The 15,831-nt window shown below is 62.3% G+C and carries 17 protein-coding genes; 7 read left to right on the top strand and 10 right to left on the bottom strand.

Features of this window, described 5'->3' with window-relative positions; translation table 11 throughout:
* Window positions 1-21: 21 nt before the first annotated feature.
* The 3 genes from NW848_RS04165 to NW848_RS04155 form a co-directional block, all read right to left on the bottom strand.
* Entirely contained in the window at window positions 22-1,998 is a 1,977-nt protein-coding gene (locus tag NW848_RS04165) for an SH3 domain-containing protein (RefSeq protein ID WP_414510469.1), read from the bottom strand.
* A gap of 110 nt (window positions 1,999-2,108) precedes the next feature.
* Window positions 2,109-2,603, bottom strand: a complete 495-nt coding sequence (locus NW848_RS04160; protein ID WP_011430337.1) for a DUF427 domain-containing protein — start codon at window positions 2,601-2,603, stop codon at window positions 2,109-2,111.
* A 29-nt stretch (window positions 2,604-2,632) separates the two neighbouring features.
* Window positions 2,633-3,358, bottom strand: coding sequence for a Crp/Fnr family transcriptional regulator (locus NW848_RS04155; RefSeq protein WP_099812102.1), 726 nt, complete (start codon window positions 3,356-3,358; stop codon window positions 2,633-2,635).
* Between the two features lie 268 nt (window positions 3,359-3,626).
* On the opposite strand from NW848_RS04155, the gene NW848_RS04150 reads away from it, so the two are divergent.
* The 6 genes from NW848_RS04150 to NW848_RS04125 all read left to right on the top strand — a co-directional run bounded on the left by NW848_RS04150 (window position 3,627) and on the right by NW848_RS04125 (window position 7,771).
* Window positions 3,627-4,289 (top strand): sigma-70 family RNA polymerase sigma factor, encoded by a 663-nt coding sequence (locus tag NW848_RS04150; protein WP_011430335.1) that lies wholly within the window; start codon window positions 3,627-3,629, stop codon window positions 4,287-4,289.
* Window positions 4,286-4,852, top strand: coding sequence for an anti-sigma factor family protein (locus NW848_RS04145; RefSeq protein ID WP_071813516.1), 567 nt, complete (start codon window positions 4,286-4,288; stop codon window positions 4,850-4,852). The genes NW848_RS04150 and NW848_RS04145 overlap by 4 nt, the downstream gene beginning before the upstream one ends.
* Window positions 4,853-4,918: 66 nt before the next feature.
* A complete protein-coding gene (locus tag NW848_RS04140; RefSeq protein WP_228375200.1) occupies window positions 4,919-5,506 on the top strand; it encodes a hypothetical protein in 588 nt (195 codons plus the stop codon).
* A gap of 51 nt (window positions 5,507-5,557) precedes the next feature.
* A complete protein-coding gene (locus NW848_RS04135) occupies window positions 5,558-5,872 on the top strand; it encodes a DUF3181 family protein (protein WP_011430332.1) in 315 nt (104 codons plus the stop codon).
* Window positions 5,860-6,981 carry an S-layer homology domain-containing protein gene (locus NW848_RS04130; protein WP_099883948.1) on the top strand — a complete coding sequence of 374 codons (1,122 nt, stop codon included), beginning with the start codon at window positions 5,860-5,862 and terminating at the stop codon, window positions 6,979-6,981. Before NW848_RS04135 ends, NW848_RS04130 begins: the two co-directional genes overlap by 13 nt.
* Window positions 6,982-7,201: 220 nt before the next feature.
* Window positions 7,202-7,771, top strand: a complete 570-nt coding sequence (locus NW848_RS04125; RefSeq protein ID WP_099812104.1) for a photosystem I assembly protein Ycf4 — start codon at window positions 7,202-7,204, stop codon at window positions 7,769-7,771.
* Between the two features lie 166 nt (window positions 7,772-7,937).
* Here the strand turns inward: NW848_RS04125 and NW848_RS04120 are convergent, their stop codons facing one another.
* From NW848_RS04120 to NW848_RS04090, 7 genes are all read right to left on the bottom strand, one after another.
* Window positions 7,938-9,515 (bottom strand): NAD(P)H-quinone oxidoreductase subunit N, encoded by a 1,578-nt coding sequence (locus NW848_RS04120; protein WP_414508661.1) that lies wholly within the window; start codon window positions 9,513-9,515, stop codon window positions 7,938-7,940.
* A 119-nt stretch (window positions 9,516-9,634) separates the two neighbouring features.
* On the bottom strand, window positions 9,635-10,912 hold the full coding sequence (gene gvpJ, locus NW848_RS04115) for a gas vesicle protein GvpJ (protein WP_414508662.1): 1,278 nt from the start codon (window positions 10,910-10,912) through the stop codon (window positions 9,635-9,637).
* Between the two features lie 110 nt (window positions 10,913-11,022).
* Complete coding sequence (locus tag NW848_RS04110) at window positions 11,023-11,502, bottom strand: peptidylprolyl isomerase (protein WP_011430327.1); 480 nt, start codon at window positions 11,500-11,502, stop codon at window positions 11,023-11,025.
* A 220-nt stretch (window positions 11,503-11,722) separates the two neighbouring features.
* Complete coding sequence (locus NW848_RS04105; RefSeq protein ID WP_011430326.1) at window positions 11,723-12,199, bottom strand: phosphate-starvation-inducible PsiE family protein; 477 nt, start codon at window positions 12,197-12,199, stop codon at window positions 11,723-11,725.
* A gap of 42 nt (window positions 12,200-12,241) precedes the next feature.
* Complete coding sequence (locus tag NW848_RS04100; RefSeq protein WP_071813515.1) at window positions 12,242-12,409, bottom strand: DUF2256 domain-containing protein; 168 nt, start codon at window positions 12,407-12,409, stop codon at window positions 12,242-12,244.
* 41 nt (window positions 12,410-12,450) lie between these two features.
* On the bottom strand, window positions 12,451-14,085 hold the full coding sequence (locus tag NW848_RS04095; RefSeq protein WP_414388609.1) for a CTP synthase: 1,635 nt from the start codon (window positions 14,083-14,085) through the stop codon (window positions 12,451-12,453).
* 51 nt (window positions 14,086-14,136) lie between these two features.
* Window positions 14,137-14,649 carry a hypothetical protein gene (locus NW848_RS04090; protein WP_414508663.1) on the bottom strand — a complete coding sequence of 171 codons (513 nt, stop codon included), beginning with the start codon at window positions 14,647-14,649 and terminating at the stop codon, window positions 14,137-14,139.
* Window positions 14,650-14,832: 183 nt separating this feature from the next.
* Here NW848_RS04090 and NW848_RS04085 point away from each other — a divergent pair, with 183 nt between their 5' ends.
* Window positions 14,833-15,828, top strand: coding sequence for an aldo/keto reductase (locus NW848_RS04085; protein WP_099834886.1), 996 nt, complete (start codon window positions 14,833-14,835; stop codon window positions 15,826-15,828).
* Window positions 15,829-15,831: the final 3 nt, after the last annotated feature.

Raw genomic sequence — 15,831 nt, 5'->3', positions numbered from 1 at the left:
GAAGCTGGCAGCAGGAAAGGCTTAGAGTCGCTCCACCAGACGGGTTGAGCCGGATTGGGCAGCGACCCATCCCCCTGGGGCCCCCTCTCGCTCAACGCGCAACCAGACAGGCACCTGTCCTTCGCCAGCCTGCACCTCTACCACCCGCAGCAAAGCTTGGCGCGGGGCGGCCCCGACGATAGCCCCAGTCAGGCTGGGCTGCTGGCGAATGTTAATGCCCTCATTGGCAATCACCCGCACCTGTCGCACACCCCGCCACTCGGCCAGAGGGCCGGTCAATTCAGGCTCAGGCGTGGGTTCTGGCTGGCCCGGAGCGTCGATGGCAACCGGCGGCTGCTCCAGTTGCACCTGGGGCTGCTCCAGCGGCGGCGCTGGCGGCGTGAACAGGCTCCTCAGCATCTGCCAGATCACCAGCAGGGAGAGGATGCCCACGCCGACCACTCCGGCCAAGCCGATGCCGAGGGGAATGGCAGGGCGCTCACCCCGACCACGGCGGGATCCCAGGCGGCTGCGGCGGTAACGCTCCACCTCCTGCGATCCCCACTCGTGGGCGTGTGGGATCCCTTCCTCGAAGGGGGGCTTGGCCGGCCCCTCGCCGCGCCGGTAGGCGGGCAAATCGGACATACGCGGGGGCTCTGGAGGAGGCGCTGTCCCTCCCCGCGGAAAGGGGGCGGGCGGGCGAGGCGATTCTTGTGTTTGCTCAGTTAGGCGTGGGCCACCCACCATAGCAGGCAAATGGGGTGCGGGGTGGAAAGATGGGGGAGATAGCGTCCCCGCCGGCGAGCTCTCGCGACTGGGCATCTCGTCCAGGTAAGCCTGAACCTGGGGGTTGTCGAAGTAAGCTTGCAAGGTTGCTTGGGCAGTTTCCAGGCCGCGAAACTCTGGGAACACCTCCTCTTGAAACCACCTTTCTGTGAAGCGGCACAGACCCGGCAGATGGTCAGGGGAGCCGGCGGAGTGTTCTTCGATAAACTGCAGGGCCTCTGTTTCTTGGCTGGAGCGCAGATGGTCAAGCGCCTCCTCGGTCTGCCCCAGCAACAGGCTGCAGATGGCCTGCTCCAGATGGACATCCTGCCGCTGGGCCAGGCGGGCCAAGTAGCCGCGGGCACGCCGCACCAAGGCCGGACGTTTTTCCAGATAGCCTGCTGCCAGCAACACCTGCACGGCCAAGTAGGCGGCCACCAGCGAGGGACGCTCGGCCTCTCGCTCAAACAGCTCCTGCTGTTCTTGGAGAGTAAGGTGACGGCGCACCCGCTGGATGAAGCGCAAGAAATCTTCTGTGCTGAGGCCAGAGCCATCCTGCCCACTTCCTTCAATGCCACCCCGCTCGTCCAGCATGGCTTTCAGGAGGGCAAGCCCTTGCTGCCGCGCCAGGACAGGATCGGCAAGCGCCTCTTTGCCGATTTGGGCGGGGGCGCTAGTCTCAAGGCTGAGGAGCTGCAAAATGCGGTAGGGACGCAGCTTGCCCAGATCAAAGCGGAGCTCTGCTTGCAGCTGCGGAAAAGCCTGATACTCCTCCAGCTCCGCCAGGCCCGCCTGCAGAGAGCGCGCCGCCTCTTCGTAGGATCCCTGTTGCCAGGCTTCCCGGCCCAGCTCCAACCGGGCGATGGCCCGCGCCAAAATGGCGTCAGAACGGGCAGGGTGGCCCTGCTCCAGCATCTGTTGAGCCAAATCTAAGGCCGCTTGGTACTCTCCGACTTCGCAATACAAACACAGCACTCCTGGCAAGAGGGGCTCTTCCACCGTCAGGGTGGGATCCGCCGGTGTCAGGTGTTCGTCGTAGTTTTGTCGCGCCTCTGGGTTAAGCAACACCGAGGCTGCCTCTTGAATAAGCTGAGCGCGAGCTTCCACGGCCTGCGGCGAAAACCCCAGCAGCCAAGAGCGCTCGCCCGGCTTGGGATCGAGCCGCTCTCGGTAGGCCTGCTCGATCTGATGCTCGTCCGCCCGTGGTGACAGCATCAAAACCCGGTAGTAGTCGAGGGGCACCCGCACCGTCATGGCTTTTGTCCGCTTTCCTGCTCGCGTCAAGGCGTCTTTGGACACCTGACCCCTATCGACTTAACTGTAGTCCTTTTCCTCGGCAAAAGGGATCCCCTCTTGCCTAGAGCCTACCAGTCCCAGCTCCCCGGCTCCCCCTTGAAGGGGCCTACGACCTTGGAGGTAATCCAGCCGCCGTAGAAATCTCCCGGCTGGGGCCGGACTCGTTCTCCATCCACCCGGCACTCCTGCACGCGGCCCGCATAAAAAGCGAGGTGGTCGCGGATGGGCCAAAACTCCGGGCTGGGATCCGGATAGCTCCAGGCGGCATCCACGGCCACCTGGGATCCAACTTGCACCGTCCAGTAGCGGGCAGATCCTTTGAACTCGCAGAAGGAGGTGCGGGCGCTGGGGCGGAGATACTCCAGCCGCACATCGGCGGGGGGGATGTAGTAGGTGGGCGGGTGGCTGGTTTCCAGGATGCGGTAGCAGCGGCAGCTGTGGGCGATGAGCTCGCCATTAAAGAAAACTTCCACCCGCTCGGCGGTTGGCTCCAGGCGGGGCGGGCGCGGGTAGTCCCAGACGGATTCTTGTCCGGGCCGGGGCGGGATGGGCCGGGGGCGCATGGGCAGTCTCCAAAACAGGACGGATGCACCTAGAGCAGGCGGGTGGCCTCTACCAGTTTGGCGTACTGCACCAGCAGCAGAGACTGGTGCTCCGGCAACACCTGAATCACCCCTTGCTGTTGCAGGCGGCCCAGCACCGCCGCCGCTACCTCCCGGCTGACCTGGCTGATATCGGCCAAATCCTGGAGGGGAGGGTAAACAATGCGCACGCCCTGCTCGGTTTTCTCGCCAAAGGCCTCTGCCAGTTGTACCAGCGCATGCACCACCCGCAGCGGGGGGCTTTGTCGATCCAGATCGGCCTGCAAATTGGCCAGGCGCAGGCGGCGGGAGAGGCTGCAAGCCAGGCGATAACACAGGTGCGGCTCCTGCAGCATCAGCGCCTTGAAGGTGGCCGCCGGGATCCCGGCCGCCCGCAGCGGGGTCAGGGCCAGCACATCCCGCGAGCGGGGGGCTTCGTCCAGCACCGCCATTTCCCCCACCCAAGCGCCCGGCCCGAGCAAAGCCAGGGTTTGGGCGCTGTCTTGTGTCCCTTCTGCTGTGCGAATCCCCACAGACCGCCGCACCTTGGCCCAGCCAGAGAGGATCAAATAAACGACGTTGCCCCAGGCATCCTGCATCAAGAGCGCCTGTCCTGCCGCAATATCCCGCAGCTTCACCTGGGATCCCAACCATTGCAGAGAGGCTGCTGAGAGTTGGGCCAGCGTCGGCACCGCCTTGAGCTCGGAGAGGAGGGCAGCAGAGACATCAGAATTCATGCCGGTTGACCCTAGCGCAAGCCCACTGTAGCCCAGTCGCCGGCTCAAGGGCTATCCTGCAGAGTGTTCGCCCTAGGTCGGGTCCCCTGCCCCAAAATCCGAGAGCTTGTAGCCGCTGCGGCCTCTGGAACCTTTGCAGCTGCCTTGAGTTTGGGGAGTGGGGGCCGAGCGGGAGGAACTCAAACTGCGCCATTATCGTCTAGCTAACAGAGGTTCTGCTTGGGAGGGGATCCCTCCGTCGTTGTCCTTCGATAATCTATGGGTACCTATGGATGCTGCCCTCAGCGACATCAGTGGCCAGCGCTGGTCGGTCTGGGTGAAGGACGTGCCTGTGCGGCCCGAAAAGCTCGCTGACGTGGATCTGGTGCTGCTCTGCCAGCAGGGATCCCGGCCCCACCGCGAGGCCTTCGCTGAGCTGATACGCCGTCACCAGGCCTATGTGGACAAGGTGCTCTACCACCTGGCCCCCGACTGGCCTGACCGGCACGACCTGGCCCAGGAAGTCTGGATCCGGGCCTACCGCCACCTAAAGCGGCTGCAGGAGCCGGCGAAGTTTCGCAGTTGGTTGGGGCGGATTGCCACCAACCTGTTCTATGACGAGCTGCGCAAGCGCAAACGGCAGCAGCAGCCCCTTTCTTTGGATGCCCCGATTTCGATGCGGGACAGTGAGGTGGAATGGGAGCTGCCCAGCGAGAGCCCTAGCCCCCATGAGCACCTCACCACCTGCGAGTTTTACGAGCAATTGCACCAAGCCGTCCGCGACCTGCCTCAGGTTTTTCGCCAGACAATCCTGCTGCGGGAAATTCAGGGGATGGCCTACGAGGAAATTGCCGAGATCACAGGAGTGTCTTTGGGCACCGTTAAGTCTCGCATTGCCCGCGCCCGCGCCCGCTTACAATCCACCCTAAAACCCTACCTCGATGGTGAATGACCATGGTTCGCGGCAACCTTAACCCCGACCGCGAGGACTCCCAGCCAGAACTGCCGCTGGTGGAGGAGCGCTTTGAACAGTTGAGCGCCTACCTGGATGGGGAATTGTCGCCCCAAGAGGCGCGGCAGGTGGAAGACTGGCTGGCCAGCGATCCCCAAGCGCGGCAACTGTACAGCCAACTGGCAGCCTTGCAGGCCGGCTTGGCCAACCTCAAGGCCCCAACTTTGGATCCTGGCCAAACAGAGCTGCTGATCAGCCGCGTGTTCGAGGAGCTGGACCGCAGGCCGGCGCTCGATCTGAGCTGGCGGCGGTGCAGGGGCACCCCTTGGGGACGGGTGGCAGCGGCTGGGGTGGCCTTGGCGGGAGCCGGCTGGGCGGGCTGGCGTTGGTCGCATCCCCAGCCGTTGGTGTCGCTAGAGGAGCCGCCGGTGCGGGTGGCCATCGTGCCTGCCTCTGCCCGGGTTGCCCAGCGCTATCTGTTCGAGCCGGGGCAAAAACAAGATGCCTACTCAATTTTGTTTGAGACAACGCCGAACCTCGGCGACGAGGTGAGCTGGGAATGATTCTGAGCAGGCTTGAGAAAGATTGAGGAGTGGAGGGTGGAAAAAGCAGTTCGCGGAGCTTGCGGTTTGGCAGTTTGCCTTTGGCTAGTTAGTCTGGGATCCTTGTCGGCCCAGGCTGACCCCAGTGGCAGCCATTTCGCAGCGCCGCAGGACTCACGTCCTTATCCCCATGCCCTGGAGCCCACCAACCTGCCCTCACCCAGATCCCGTCTCACCCAACCGCTGGCCGGCTCTCAGGCTTCCACCCCCGCCCAAAACCAACCGGCCTCTCCCGAGATAGAGCTATCGCCTTTTCCCGATTTCCCCCTCCTTAAGGAGTTGGATCCGCCCCTCCCCACCTTGGCCGACCTGGGCATCCATTGGGATCGCCTGGCTCTGCTGCCCGACCTCGAGCTGGCCGAGGAAATGGATAGGGAGTTCAGCCGCCGCTTGGCCCGCCTGAACCGGCAGATTGCCAACCAACAAGAGCGCCTCTACCGCCTGTTGCAAACCTGGGACTCTGACGAGGCCGATATCCGTCAAATTCAGGCCCAACTGAGCCAGTTGCGCACAGAACGGGATCGCCTGGCGCTGGAACACCTGTTGCTGCTGCGGCAGTTGCAAGAGAACTTCGCCCTGCCTCTACCGGCCCGCTCTGCCGCCAGCTCTCCCTGAGGTGGGCCCAAGTTATGATCGGCAGAGGGCAACCACTGACGGAGCTGAGCGATGGCCCAAGTGCCCAGCAACCCAGAGATCGAGCAGTTGGCCGCTGCCATTGGCGAGGAAGTTTACATCGATGTAGCCCGCTGGCACCTCTACCTGCGGGATGCCCATCTGCACACCCTCTTGGCAGAACAACTGGCCCCCCAGGTGAGGGCAGGCAAGGTGGATGAGGACGCGGTCACGGAGATCTTGCAACGGATCCCGGTAAAAGTGGGGGGTGGGCGCAAAGAATTGCCCCTGGCGGATCTGTTGCCGATGCAAAGCCTGCTGAACTTGTTGGATGTGCTGGAGGAGTTCAGCCGCAAATGGGCTCAGTAGAGGGGGAGAAAGCATTGCAGCATCAGCTCAATCGGCTCAAGCAGTCTAGGCGGTCGCTGCCTCCAGCCGGCACCTGGCTCAGGGCCGCTGGTTTTGCCTTGCTGCTGGGGCTGTTGTCGGCCTGTCAGGGAACCGAGTGGGGAGAGCGGCTGCAAAGAGCGGTGCGACCGGTGGGCCTGCCTCCCCCTCTCTCCGCCGACCGACCGGAGACGCCCACGCCTCTGCCGGGATCCCGCTCCCCCTCTGCTCCTGCCACCCCCCCTGCTTCCTTCACGCCCCCGCCCAGCCAGGTCAGCAGCCGTTTCACGGATCTGGAGCCCGGATCCCTGGTGGCCCGTGCTGTCTCTGATCTGGATCGGCTGGGTGTCTTTGCCGATATTGTTGGCAGTGAGTTTCAGCCGCAGCGTAGCGTTCGTCGCGGCGAATTTGCCCGCTGGTTGGTGCTGGCCAACAACGCCATTCACGCCGACCAGCCCAGCCGCCAAATCCGTTTGGGATCCGCTGGCGAGCGCCCCTTGTTTTTGGATGTGCCGGAGGAGGATCCCAACTTTCGCTACATCCAGGCCCTGGGAGCTGCCGGCCTGGTGGTCGGCGATGCCAACCGCGAGTTCCGCCCCAACAGCCTGCTGTCGCGGGCAGAGCTGATCCGCATGAAGGCACCTCTGGATTTGCCGCCCGGCCAGATCAAGGGATCCCGAGCAGAGCTGGAGGAGCGTTGGGGCTTTACCGATGCGGCCCAGATCCCCGACGAGGCCGTTGCCCCCCTGGTGGCGGATCGCAGCCTGGAGAATGCCTCCACGGTGTTGCGCACCTTCGGCCCCATCCGCACGTTTAACCCCTTTGAGCCGGTCAGCCGCGGGGAAGCGGCGATTGCCCTTTCGGCCTTTGGGGAGCGAACGGCTCAGGAAGCTGCCTTGCCAACCCCAACTCCCGCAGCCGAGCCCCCCGACCCTGAGCCTTCTCCTCCTGTTGCCGAGCCAGACCAGACCCCTTCCCCTCCTCCCACCCCTGAGGGCGACCCCTCTCCCAGCGCCACTGGCAACTCTAAACCTCCAGCCGTCACCCCAGGGGCAGGGGAAATTGTGACGCCGCGCGAGCCTCAGCCCTAAATTGAGGGCGATCCCAGCGTGGAAGCGGAGAGGGCCGCAGCGCTTAACCCCCTCTCCTGCTTCGCCCCCCTGAGGCTGGATTGCAAAAGGACCAACCCCCTGGCTGCTCTTGTTGTTGGCGGCGGAAAAATGCTAACTCTCTTGCTGCTCCACAGGGCAAGCTCCTCCCCGCCTATAAAATGGGAGAAGCCAACTTGGAAAATCGACAGGGATCCCGTCTGTGTCTGCGACTGTTCCCGAAATTCGCTCGGAAGACCTGCTGCGCTACACCGTAATCGGGTCGCGGCGGCCCAGCGTCTACTTTTGGGCGGTGGCGCTGACAGGGGGTGGGCTGGGCTTTACCCTGGCGGGTCTTTCCAGCTATTTCCACCGCAACTTGCTCCCCTTTTCCGATCCCGCCAGCCTGGTGTTCATTCCCCAGGGCATTGCCATGCTCTTCTACGGCGTGCTCGGATCCCTGGCGGGGCTGTATCAATGGCTGAGCCTGTACTGGAACCTGGGGGGCGGCTACAACGAGTTCGACCGCCGCACCCAGAAGATAACCCTGGTGCGGCAGGGCTTTCCGGGCAAAAACCGCGAGGTGCGCCTAGAATACGACTTTGCCGAGGTGCAAAGCCTGCGGGTGGAGCTGCGAGAGGGCTTCAACCCTCGCCGCGCCATCTACTTGCGCATAAAAGGACGCGGCGACATCCCCCTCACCGGCGTCGGCCAGCCCCCTCCCCTGGCCGAGATTGAAAACCAAGCCGCCGAGATTGCCCGCTTTCTCAATGTCAGCCTAGAAGGTATTTGAGATTCTGTTTGGTTGTGGACGGCTGCTGGTCAGGGATCCCAGGAATTGAGATAGCCCAGAAACCGTCTCAACAACATCGGGTCAATTGTCCCAGTAAATTTCCCCTTCCGAAGGGAGAAGGGCTGGGGGTAAGGGAGCCGTGCCTTGCGGCGCCCTTGAGGAAGGTCTAGGAACCGCGGCTAGGCAAAGCTGCAGATCCTGCAACGGCCAGAGAAGGGCTGGCCGACCCTGGAGCAAAAGCCTGGGCTGTCGGGAACCCCAAAAACGGGCTTTGCTCCACCGCCTGAGTGGAGAGGGTAAATAGAGGATTGGAGAGGATGCCAGCGAAGATGGTGGCCACCAGCGTCACCACCATGCCCACCCGCAAAGCCGGCATGCCCTCGGCCTGCCAGTCGGTTGGGGGGTAGTTTTGCACCGAAAGCGACATCTCCTGCGGCTCTTTTACCACCATGGTTTTCACCACCCGCACGTAGTAGTAGATGGAGATGACGCTAGTCACCAGGCCCACCAGCACCAGCGTGTATTCTCCTGCCTGCCAGCCGGCCCAGAAGAGATAGAGCTTGCCGAAAAAGCCGGCCAGCGGCGGCAACCCGCCCAGGGAGAGCAGACAAATGCTCAGGCAAAGGGTGAGAAAGGGATCCTTCTGATAGAGGCCGCTGTACTCGTTGATTTCGTCGGTGCCAGTCTTGAGGCTGAAGAGGGTGACACACAGAAAAGCCCCTAGGTTCATGGCCAAATAGACCATCAGGTAAAAAATCAAGCTGGCATAGCCCGCTTCGGTGCCCGCCACCAAACCGATCAAGACAAAGCCCGCCTGCCCAATAGAAGAATAGGCCAGCAGCCGTTTGAGGCGGGTTTGGGCAATGGCCACCACATTCCCCAGCACCATGGTCAAAATGGCCAGCACCGAGAGCACCGCCCGCCACTCTTCTGTCATCGCCGGAAAGACGGTGGCCAGAAAGCGCACCGCCAAGGCAAAGCCTGCTGCTTTGGATCCCACTGACAAAAAGGCCACCACCGGCGTCGGGGATCCCTCATAGACATCAGGAGTCCACTGGTGGAAAGGCACCGCCGCCAGCTTAAAGCCAATGCCGCCCAGGCAGAACACCAAAGCGAGGATCCCCACCAGCCCGGCATTGGCCAGGTAGGGCGCAATAGCCGCCAACTGGGTCTGCCCCCCCGACAGGCCATAAAGCAGCGACATGCCGTAGAGGAAGATAGCGGTGCTGCTGGCCCCCGTCAACAGATACTTCAGGGCCGCCTCGGAAGAACGCGGATCCCGCTTGGTGTAGCCGGCCATCAGGTAGCTGGCGATGCCCAGCGTTTCCAAGGAGACGAACACCATGATGAGATCCGTCGCCCCGGCGAGGAACATGCCCCCCAAGGTGGCCGTGAGGAGCAGCACATAGAACTCGCCCGTGGGCGCGCCTGCCTGGAGGAAGTAGCGCTCCGCCATCATCACCGTCAGGGCTGCCGTCGCCACCACCAGGCCGCGGAAGAGAATGCTCACCGGATCCGCCGCAAAGCTGCCCAAGAAGCTCTCCAACTGGGGCTGCTGCCATTGCAACACCAAGGTCACCAAGGCCCCAAGCAAACCAAAGAGGGAGAGGGCCGGAAGACTTTTGCGCGCCGCCGACCCACCCACCAAATCCACCACCAGGACGAGCAACAGCGTGAGGGTAACCACCACCTCCGGCCAAATGGCGCCGGCATGCAGGTTTCCGGTTGGGGCGAAGACATCCATAGGGGAAGACTATGAAGAGAGATTAACGGGATCCAAAGCCAGCATACCGCGATTTCCGGCCTCCCTAGCTTGCTTCTGGCATTTCTTCTCCCAATTGTCTCCATCGACACTTCCTGGTTTCAAGAAAGCTTGGCGCTGGAGGTGAGCACCAATCGTAGGCGAGCGTGGATGAGGCTTAAGTCGGCCAAGCCCAGGTCGATCTCGCCGTCGATGACGATCCCGGTATTGATCAGCCGATCCAACAGTTCCAGCAGGGATCCCTCGCCGTGGGGTTGGCCGGGGTAGTAGTCCCCCTGGCGGGGCAAGAGAGAGCCCAGATCCCCCAGATCTAGGTTGAGCTCTGCCGGGTCGATCTCCAGCAGGGCGCAGAGTTGCCGAATTTGCTGCCGCAGGGCCTGGAGGCTGCTGCCGGCCCGCTCGATTTGCTCGGCAGAAAGGCGGTTGGCCTCCATCTGTCGCACCACTTGCGCTTCCATCAACTGCCGCAGCAGCTCCACCAAGGTCAGCACCAGGGAGGCAAGGCCAGCTTCCGGGCGTTTCCGGTCAGGGCTAGCTTGAACCCGACTCAAGTCTTGCGGGCTGGCTGGGCTGATGGCAAGACCAGAGGCAGGAGGAGGCGGGATCAACCACTGCTCAAAAGGCTGGGAGAGCTGTTCCAGGCTAAGCAAATGGAGGTGGGGATCCCGCGCCGCCTCTTGCCGCTCTTCGGGCAGGTTGTAGCCCCAGGCAGCCAAAAACAAGAGCACCTGCTCCAGGTCCGGCACCCTTTGCACCTGGCGCAGCGTCTGCAGGCGATCCTCGACAAACCAGAGTTCCTCAGGCGCTACCTGGGTCGCTGCTAGCAGCCGCCGGAGGGTGGTGGCCTTGGGGGCGCGCACCTCCTTGCCCAGGATACGGTGGCGCGGCAGTTGGATCCCTTCGCGGAGCAAAAGCTGCTGGATAAACCGCCCCTCCTTGGTGCTGAGAATGGCCAGGCGGGGCTCGCCAGCAGCCTGGATCTGGCGCATCCAAGCCGCCACTCCCGGATAAAAGCGGTGCAGCCCCAGCCAGCCCTGCAGATCTTCTTCGATCCAGCGATCCCGCACCTCATCCAGCCTTTGGGCTAAAGCCTGCTCGGAGATCCCCGCTCCCTGCAACAACCGCTGCCGCCAGCCGGGCCAGTCTTGGCGCAAAGCGTCTTCGGGGATCCCTTGCTGCAGCCCCCACAGCAGCAGGGGCATCTCCCAGCCGGTCTCGATCAGCGGGCGCAGGCGGTCGAAGGCAGGGCGCAACGACTCCAACTGGGCAGGAGCAAGGCCCCACACCTGGGCGCAGACCCGACAGGAAGAGGCAAAATACTCCGCCCGCCCGTCGCAGAGCACACCATCAAAATCCAGAGCCAAAATGCGGGGGGACATTCGCCGGGGCCTAGCGAACTCCATACCTGAGTCCCCCATAGAGCAAGTTGCAAAAATGGGGCCAGAGGCCAAGTTAATTTAACCAAACTGTTTTGCCGGATTGGCCCAACCTAGTTCGATTCCGAGATGCGAACAGACTTGATCTCCACCGGCTTGAGGGGACGATCCTGCGGGCCGGTGGGTGCAGTAGCAATTTTATCCAACACGTCCTCCCCCTCGATTAGTTGCCCAAAGATGGTGTAGTTGGGCGGCAGGGGATAGTCGGCATGCATGATAAAAAACTGGCTGCCGTTGGTGTTGGGGCCGGCATTGGCCATGGCCAAGGTTCCTCGCGTGTAGGGGCGCTGCACCGGCTCATCGGGAAAGCGGTACCCCGGCCCGCCTCGCCCCGTGCCGGTGGGATCCCCGCCCTGAATCATGAAGCCCCGAATGACACGGTGAAAGATGACGCCATCGTAGAAGTGATCCCGGGCCAAAAAGACAAAATTGTTGACGGCAAGGGGAGCTTCCTGCGGGAACAGCTCCAAAACCATCGTGCCGGCGGTGGTCTCCAGCGTGGCCGTGTAGGACTTGGCCGGGTCGATCACCATGGGGGGAGGACTGTTGTAGGTTTTCACGGTTTTGCCCAACTGTTGTGCCAGGAGCAAATCGTAAGAAGAATGCGGGCGGGCCAGAGCCGAAACAACGCCGGATCCCACCCAAAGCAGCACTGCCAGCAAAGCCAGCTTGAACAGGTGGGTGATGCCAGAGGGCACGCGCACGTTTCTTGCCAGAAAGCTCCGCCCCTATCCTACCAGGATCCGTCCGGCCTTACTCATCCCCCGACCGGAATGGGGGTTTGGCCCGCCGCACCAGCCAGTAGCTAACGGAGAGGGCTAGCGTTGCCGCTGCCAGCCCAATGAGATCTAGACCCCCCAGCTTCTCAAAATCAAAAATAATGATCTTGCGCGCCACCGCGATCAAAGAGGTAACAATCACCAGCTCCACCTGCACCACCTGCTTTTGCAAGTAGGCGGTAATGTTCTCCAGAATCTCCAGCGCGATCAGGATATTCAAAAAAAGGCCGAAAATCTCGATCAAAGTAGTGGAGAAAAACCCGGTTGGCTCCCGCAGCAGATCGGCCACCAGGAAGCGGGCCAAATCCACCACGGCCACCACAATCAGGCCGATCATCAAGATGGAAAGCAGCTTCGAGATCAGGCTTTCGATGCGGGTGATGGCCCGCAAAAAGGGATCCTCCTCTTCGGTTTCGTGAGGATTGTGCAACAGCCACTTGAGAAACCGCATCGACAACCCTTCCCCCCTGCGTCCGGGATCCCATTATCTGCCCTAACCGTTAGCTGGAAGAGATCCCTTGGGGCGACGGTTGCGACACCGCTCAGAACAGTATTTCACCTCTGACCAACAGTCGGCCCACTTCTTGCGCCAGGTGAAGGGCCTGCCGCAGGTGAGACAGATTTTGCTGGGCAAATCCGACTTTTTTCGGTGGCGGGGCATAGCGCGCTAGAAACGACAACTCTTGAATTAACCCCAATGCCCTAGCCTGTGTTCTGCAACTGCAGGGCTTGCGGCCGGGAACGGCTGCGCAAAGCAGCCTCGATCAGCCCCAAAAAGAGGGGATGGGGACGGTTGGGGCGGGAGCGAAACTCGGGATGGAATTGGGTGGCGATGAAAAAGGGGTGGCTGGGCAGCTCGATAATTTCCACCAGGCGGTTATCGGGCGAGACACCACTAATCACGTAGCCGGACTCGAGGAATAGGCTGCGGTAGGCGTTGTTGAACTCATAGCGATGGCGGTGGCGCTCATAAACAATTGTCTCACCGTAGAGCTTGGCCGCCAGGGTGTCGGGCAGAATGCGGCAGGGGTAGAGGCCCAGGCGTAGGGTTCCCCCCAAATGTTCCACATCTTTTTGCTCTGGCAACAGGCTGATGACGGGGTGGGGGGTGTCGGGATCGAACTCATAGCTGTTGGCCCGCTCCAGGCCGGCAATGTTGCATCCCCAGTCGATCACCGCACACTGCATGCCCAGGCACAGCCCCAGAAAGGGAATGCCCCGCTCGCGCACGTAGCGAATGGTGGCCACCTTGCCCTCGATGCCGCGGCTGCCAAACCCACCCGGCACCACCACGCCGTCTACATCGGCCAGCAGGGCTTCTGGCCCCCGCTCCTCGACTTCCTCAGAAGAGATCCAGCGCAAAGTAACGCCGGCATTGAGAGCCAGGCCCGCATGGCGCAGGGCTTCCGCTACCGAGAGGTAGGCGTCGGTAAGGCGCACGTATTTGCCGACAATGGCGATCTCCACTTGCTCTTGAGGGTGGTGCAGCCGCTGCACCAGGAGCTCCCACTCGCGCAGATCCGGCTGCTGCGGCTCCAGGTTGAGGATCTGCAAAACCCGCTGCGCCAACCCTTCCTGCTCCAGCACCAAGGGCACATCGTAGATGCTGGGGGCATCCTGGGCCTGGATAACACATTCCACCGGCACGTCGCAAAACTCGGAGATCTTCTCCTTGATGCTGCGGGGCAAGGGCTGCTCGCAGCGGCACACCAACACATCTGGCTGAATCCCAATCGAGCGCAGCTCCTTGACTGAGTGCTGAGTGGGCTTGGTTTTCATTTCCCCCGCCGCCTTGATGAGAGGCACCAGGGTAACATGCACATAGGCCACATTGGCCCGGCCCACATCTTTGCGAAATTGGCGGATGGCCTCCAAAAAGGGCAGAGACTCGATATCCCCCACCGTGCCCCCCACCTCCACCAGCACCACGTCGGGGTTGGTCTCGCGGGCCACCCGCCGGATGCGCTCTTTGATCTCCTGGGTAACATGGGGGATCACCTGCACCGTGCTGCCTTGGTAATCCCCCCGCCGCTCTTTGTAGATCACCGCCTGGTAGATGGCGCCGGTGGTGACGTTGTTGAGCTTGGACATGTTGGTGTCGGTGAAGCGCTCGTAGTGGCCCAAGTCCAAGTCGGTCTCGGCGCCATCGTCGGTGACGAACACTTCCCCATGCTGGTAGGGGCTCATGGTGCCGGGATCCACATTGATGTAGGGATCCAGCTTCAAAATCGACACGGTGTAGTTGCGGGACTTGAGCAGACGCCCCAAGCTGGCTGCCACGATCCCCTTGCCAATGCTGGAGACGACTCCGCCGGTGATGAAGACAAACTTGGCCATACCCCCGATCCCTTGCCCTCTTCTGATTATGCCAGGGATCCCAGGGCTTCCTTAGGGCCGAGAGCGGATGGGGCCGTTGTAGAGGATGGTGGTCTGGAAGGTGCGCCGATCCACCCGCACCTGGGTTTCGATGCTGGGCTGGACGAAGCCGGGCTCGCCGCCGCGGAAGGTGAAGATCCAGGCATCTTCCAACTCTTCAAAGGGCGCGTCGATGGCCGCCCCGTGCATGGAAGCCTCGGCGCGGTAGCGCTGCAAGCCCCCGTTGGCAATTTCAGCCGCTTGGCGGGCCAAGTTCTTGGCCCGGTTGAGATCGCGGAAGTAGCGGCTGATTTCCTCAAAAGTCCCCGTCGGCAGCGGCCTTGGCCGGGGGGGTGTGGGCGGCACAGGCCGCGGATCTGGCACAATCGGCAGAGTGGGAATATCCTGGCTAGGGGGCAGCGGCTCGACTGGAATCGGGGTTCTGGCAGGTTCTGGAAAAAGGGGGGTGACCACCTGCGCCTGGGCAGAAGGCAGGAATCCCCAGATTACAACGCCGCCCAGGCAGAGACGGAAAATGGACTTCATAGAGCCATGCCGATGTGAATTTTTCAATCCCCACTCTACTGAGCCTCTAGTTAGGAAAGTAGAGGCAAAAGCCCGGACTCTTTTTCCACCAGCAGCTAGGCACGTGGGTTGTCTGCGCAACCGGCTTTGTCCTCCCCTGGCGCCTGTTAGCATCCTGAAACGGGATCCTTTGCAGAAGTTGCCATGGAGTTTGTTACACTTGCCAAGACGGGGCTCCGGCTGAGCCGCGTGGGGTTGGGCACCTGGAGCATGACCGGGGATTGGTGGGGGCCGGCGGATCCCCAGGAGGCCTATGCCACCCTCCGCAAGGCCATTGACCTAGGGATTACCCTCTTTGACACGGCTCCGGCCTACGGCCGCGGCCTTTCGGAAGAGCTTTTGGGACGGGCCATCCGGGATGCCGGCTGCCGGGATCGAGTGGCGATCGCCACCAAGGCCGGCCTGCAGTGGATAAACGGCAAGGTGGTGCGCAACTGCAGCCTAAGTTGGCTAGCTCAGGATCTGGAAAACTCCCTTCGCCGCCTGCAAACCGACGTGATCGACATCTACCAGGTGCATTGGCCGGATCCCTTGGAGCCCCTGGAGGAGACGGCTGCCTTTTTCGGCCGCTTGCTGCAGCAGGGCAAGATCCGCGCCATTGGGGTGAGCAACTTTTCTCCTCCGCAGATGGAGCGTTTCCGTCAGGTGGCTCCCCTGCATACCGTCCAGCCGCCCTATAACCTGTTTGAGCGCCAGATCGAGGCGGATGTCCTGCCCTACTGTCGTGCCAACGGTATTGCCACGCTGATCTACAGCCCCCTCTGTCGAGGGCTGTTGGGGGGACGGCTGACGCCGCAAACCCAGTTTCCGCCTGGAGATCTGCGCGGCGGCATCGATCCCAAGTTTGCGGAGCCTCGCTACTCCCACTACTTGCAAGCAGCGGAAGAGCTGAGCCGGCTGGCGCGAGAGCGCTACGGCAAAACCCTGCCCCAGTTGGCGGTGCGCTGGCTCTTGGATCAGCCGGGAGTAAGTGCAATCCTGTGGGGAGCGCGCAAGCGCCAGCAGTTGGAGGACCTAGCCGGCGTGTGGGGCTGGTCGCTGGAGGCGGAGGCAATGCAGGCCATCGACGCGATCCTGCAAAGGCATGTCCCCGAACCCATCCCCCCCAGCTTCATGGCCCCCCCTGCCCGTGCTGCCTAGAGC

It is taken from the genome of Synechococcus sp. RC10A2, from assembly GCF_047502605.1.
Note: the sequence above shows the minus strand (reverse complement) of the source record. Positions and strands in the feature narration are given on the sequence as shown.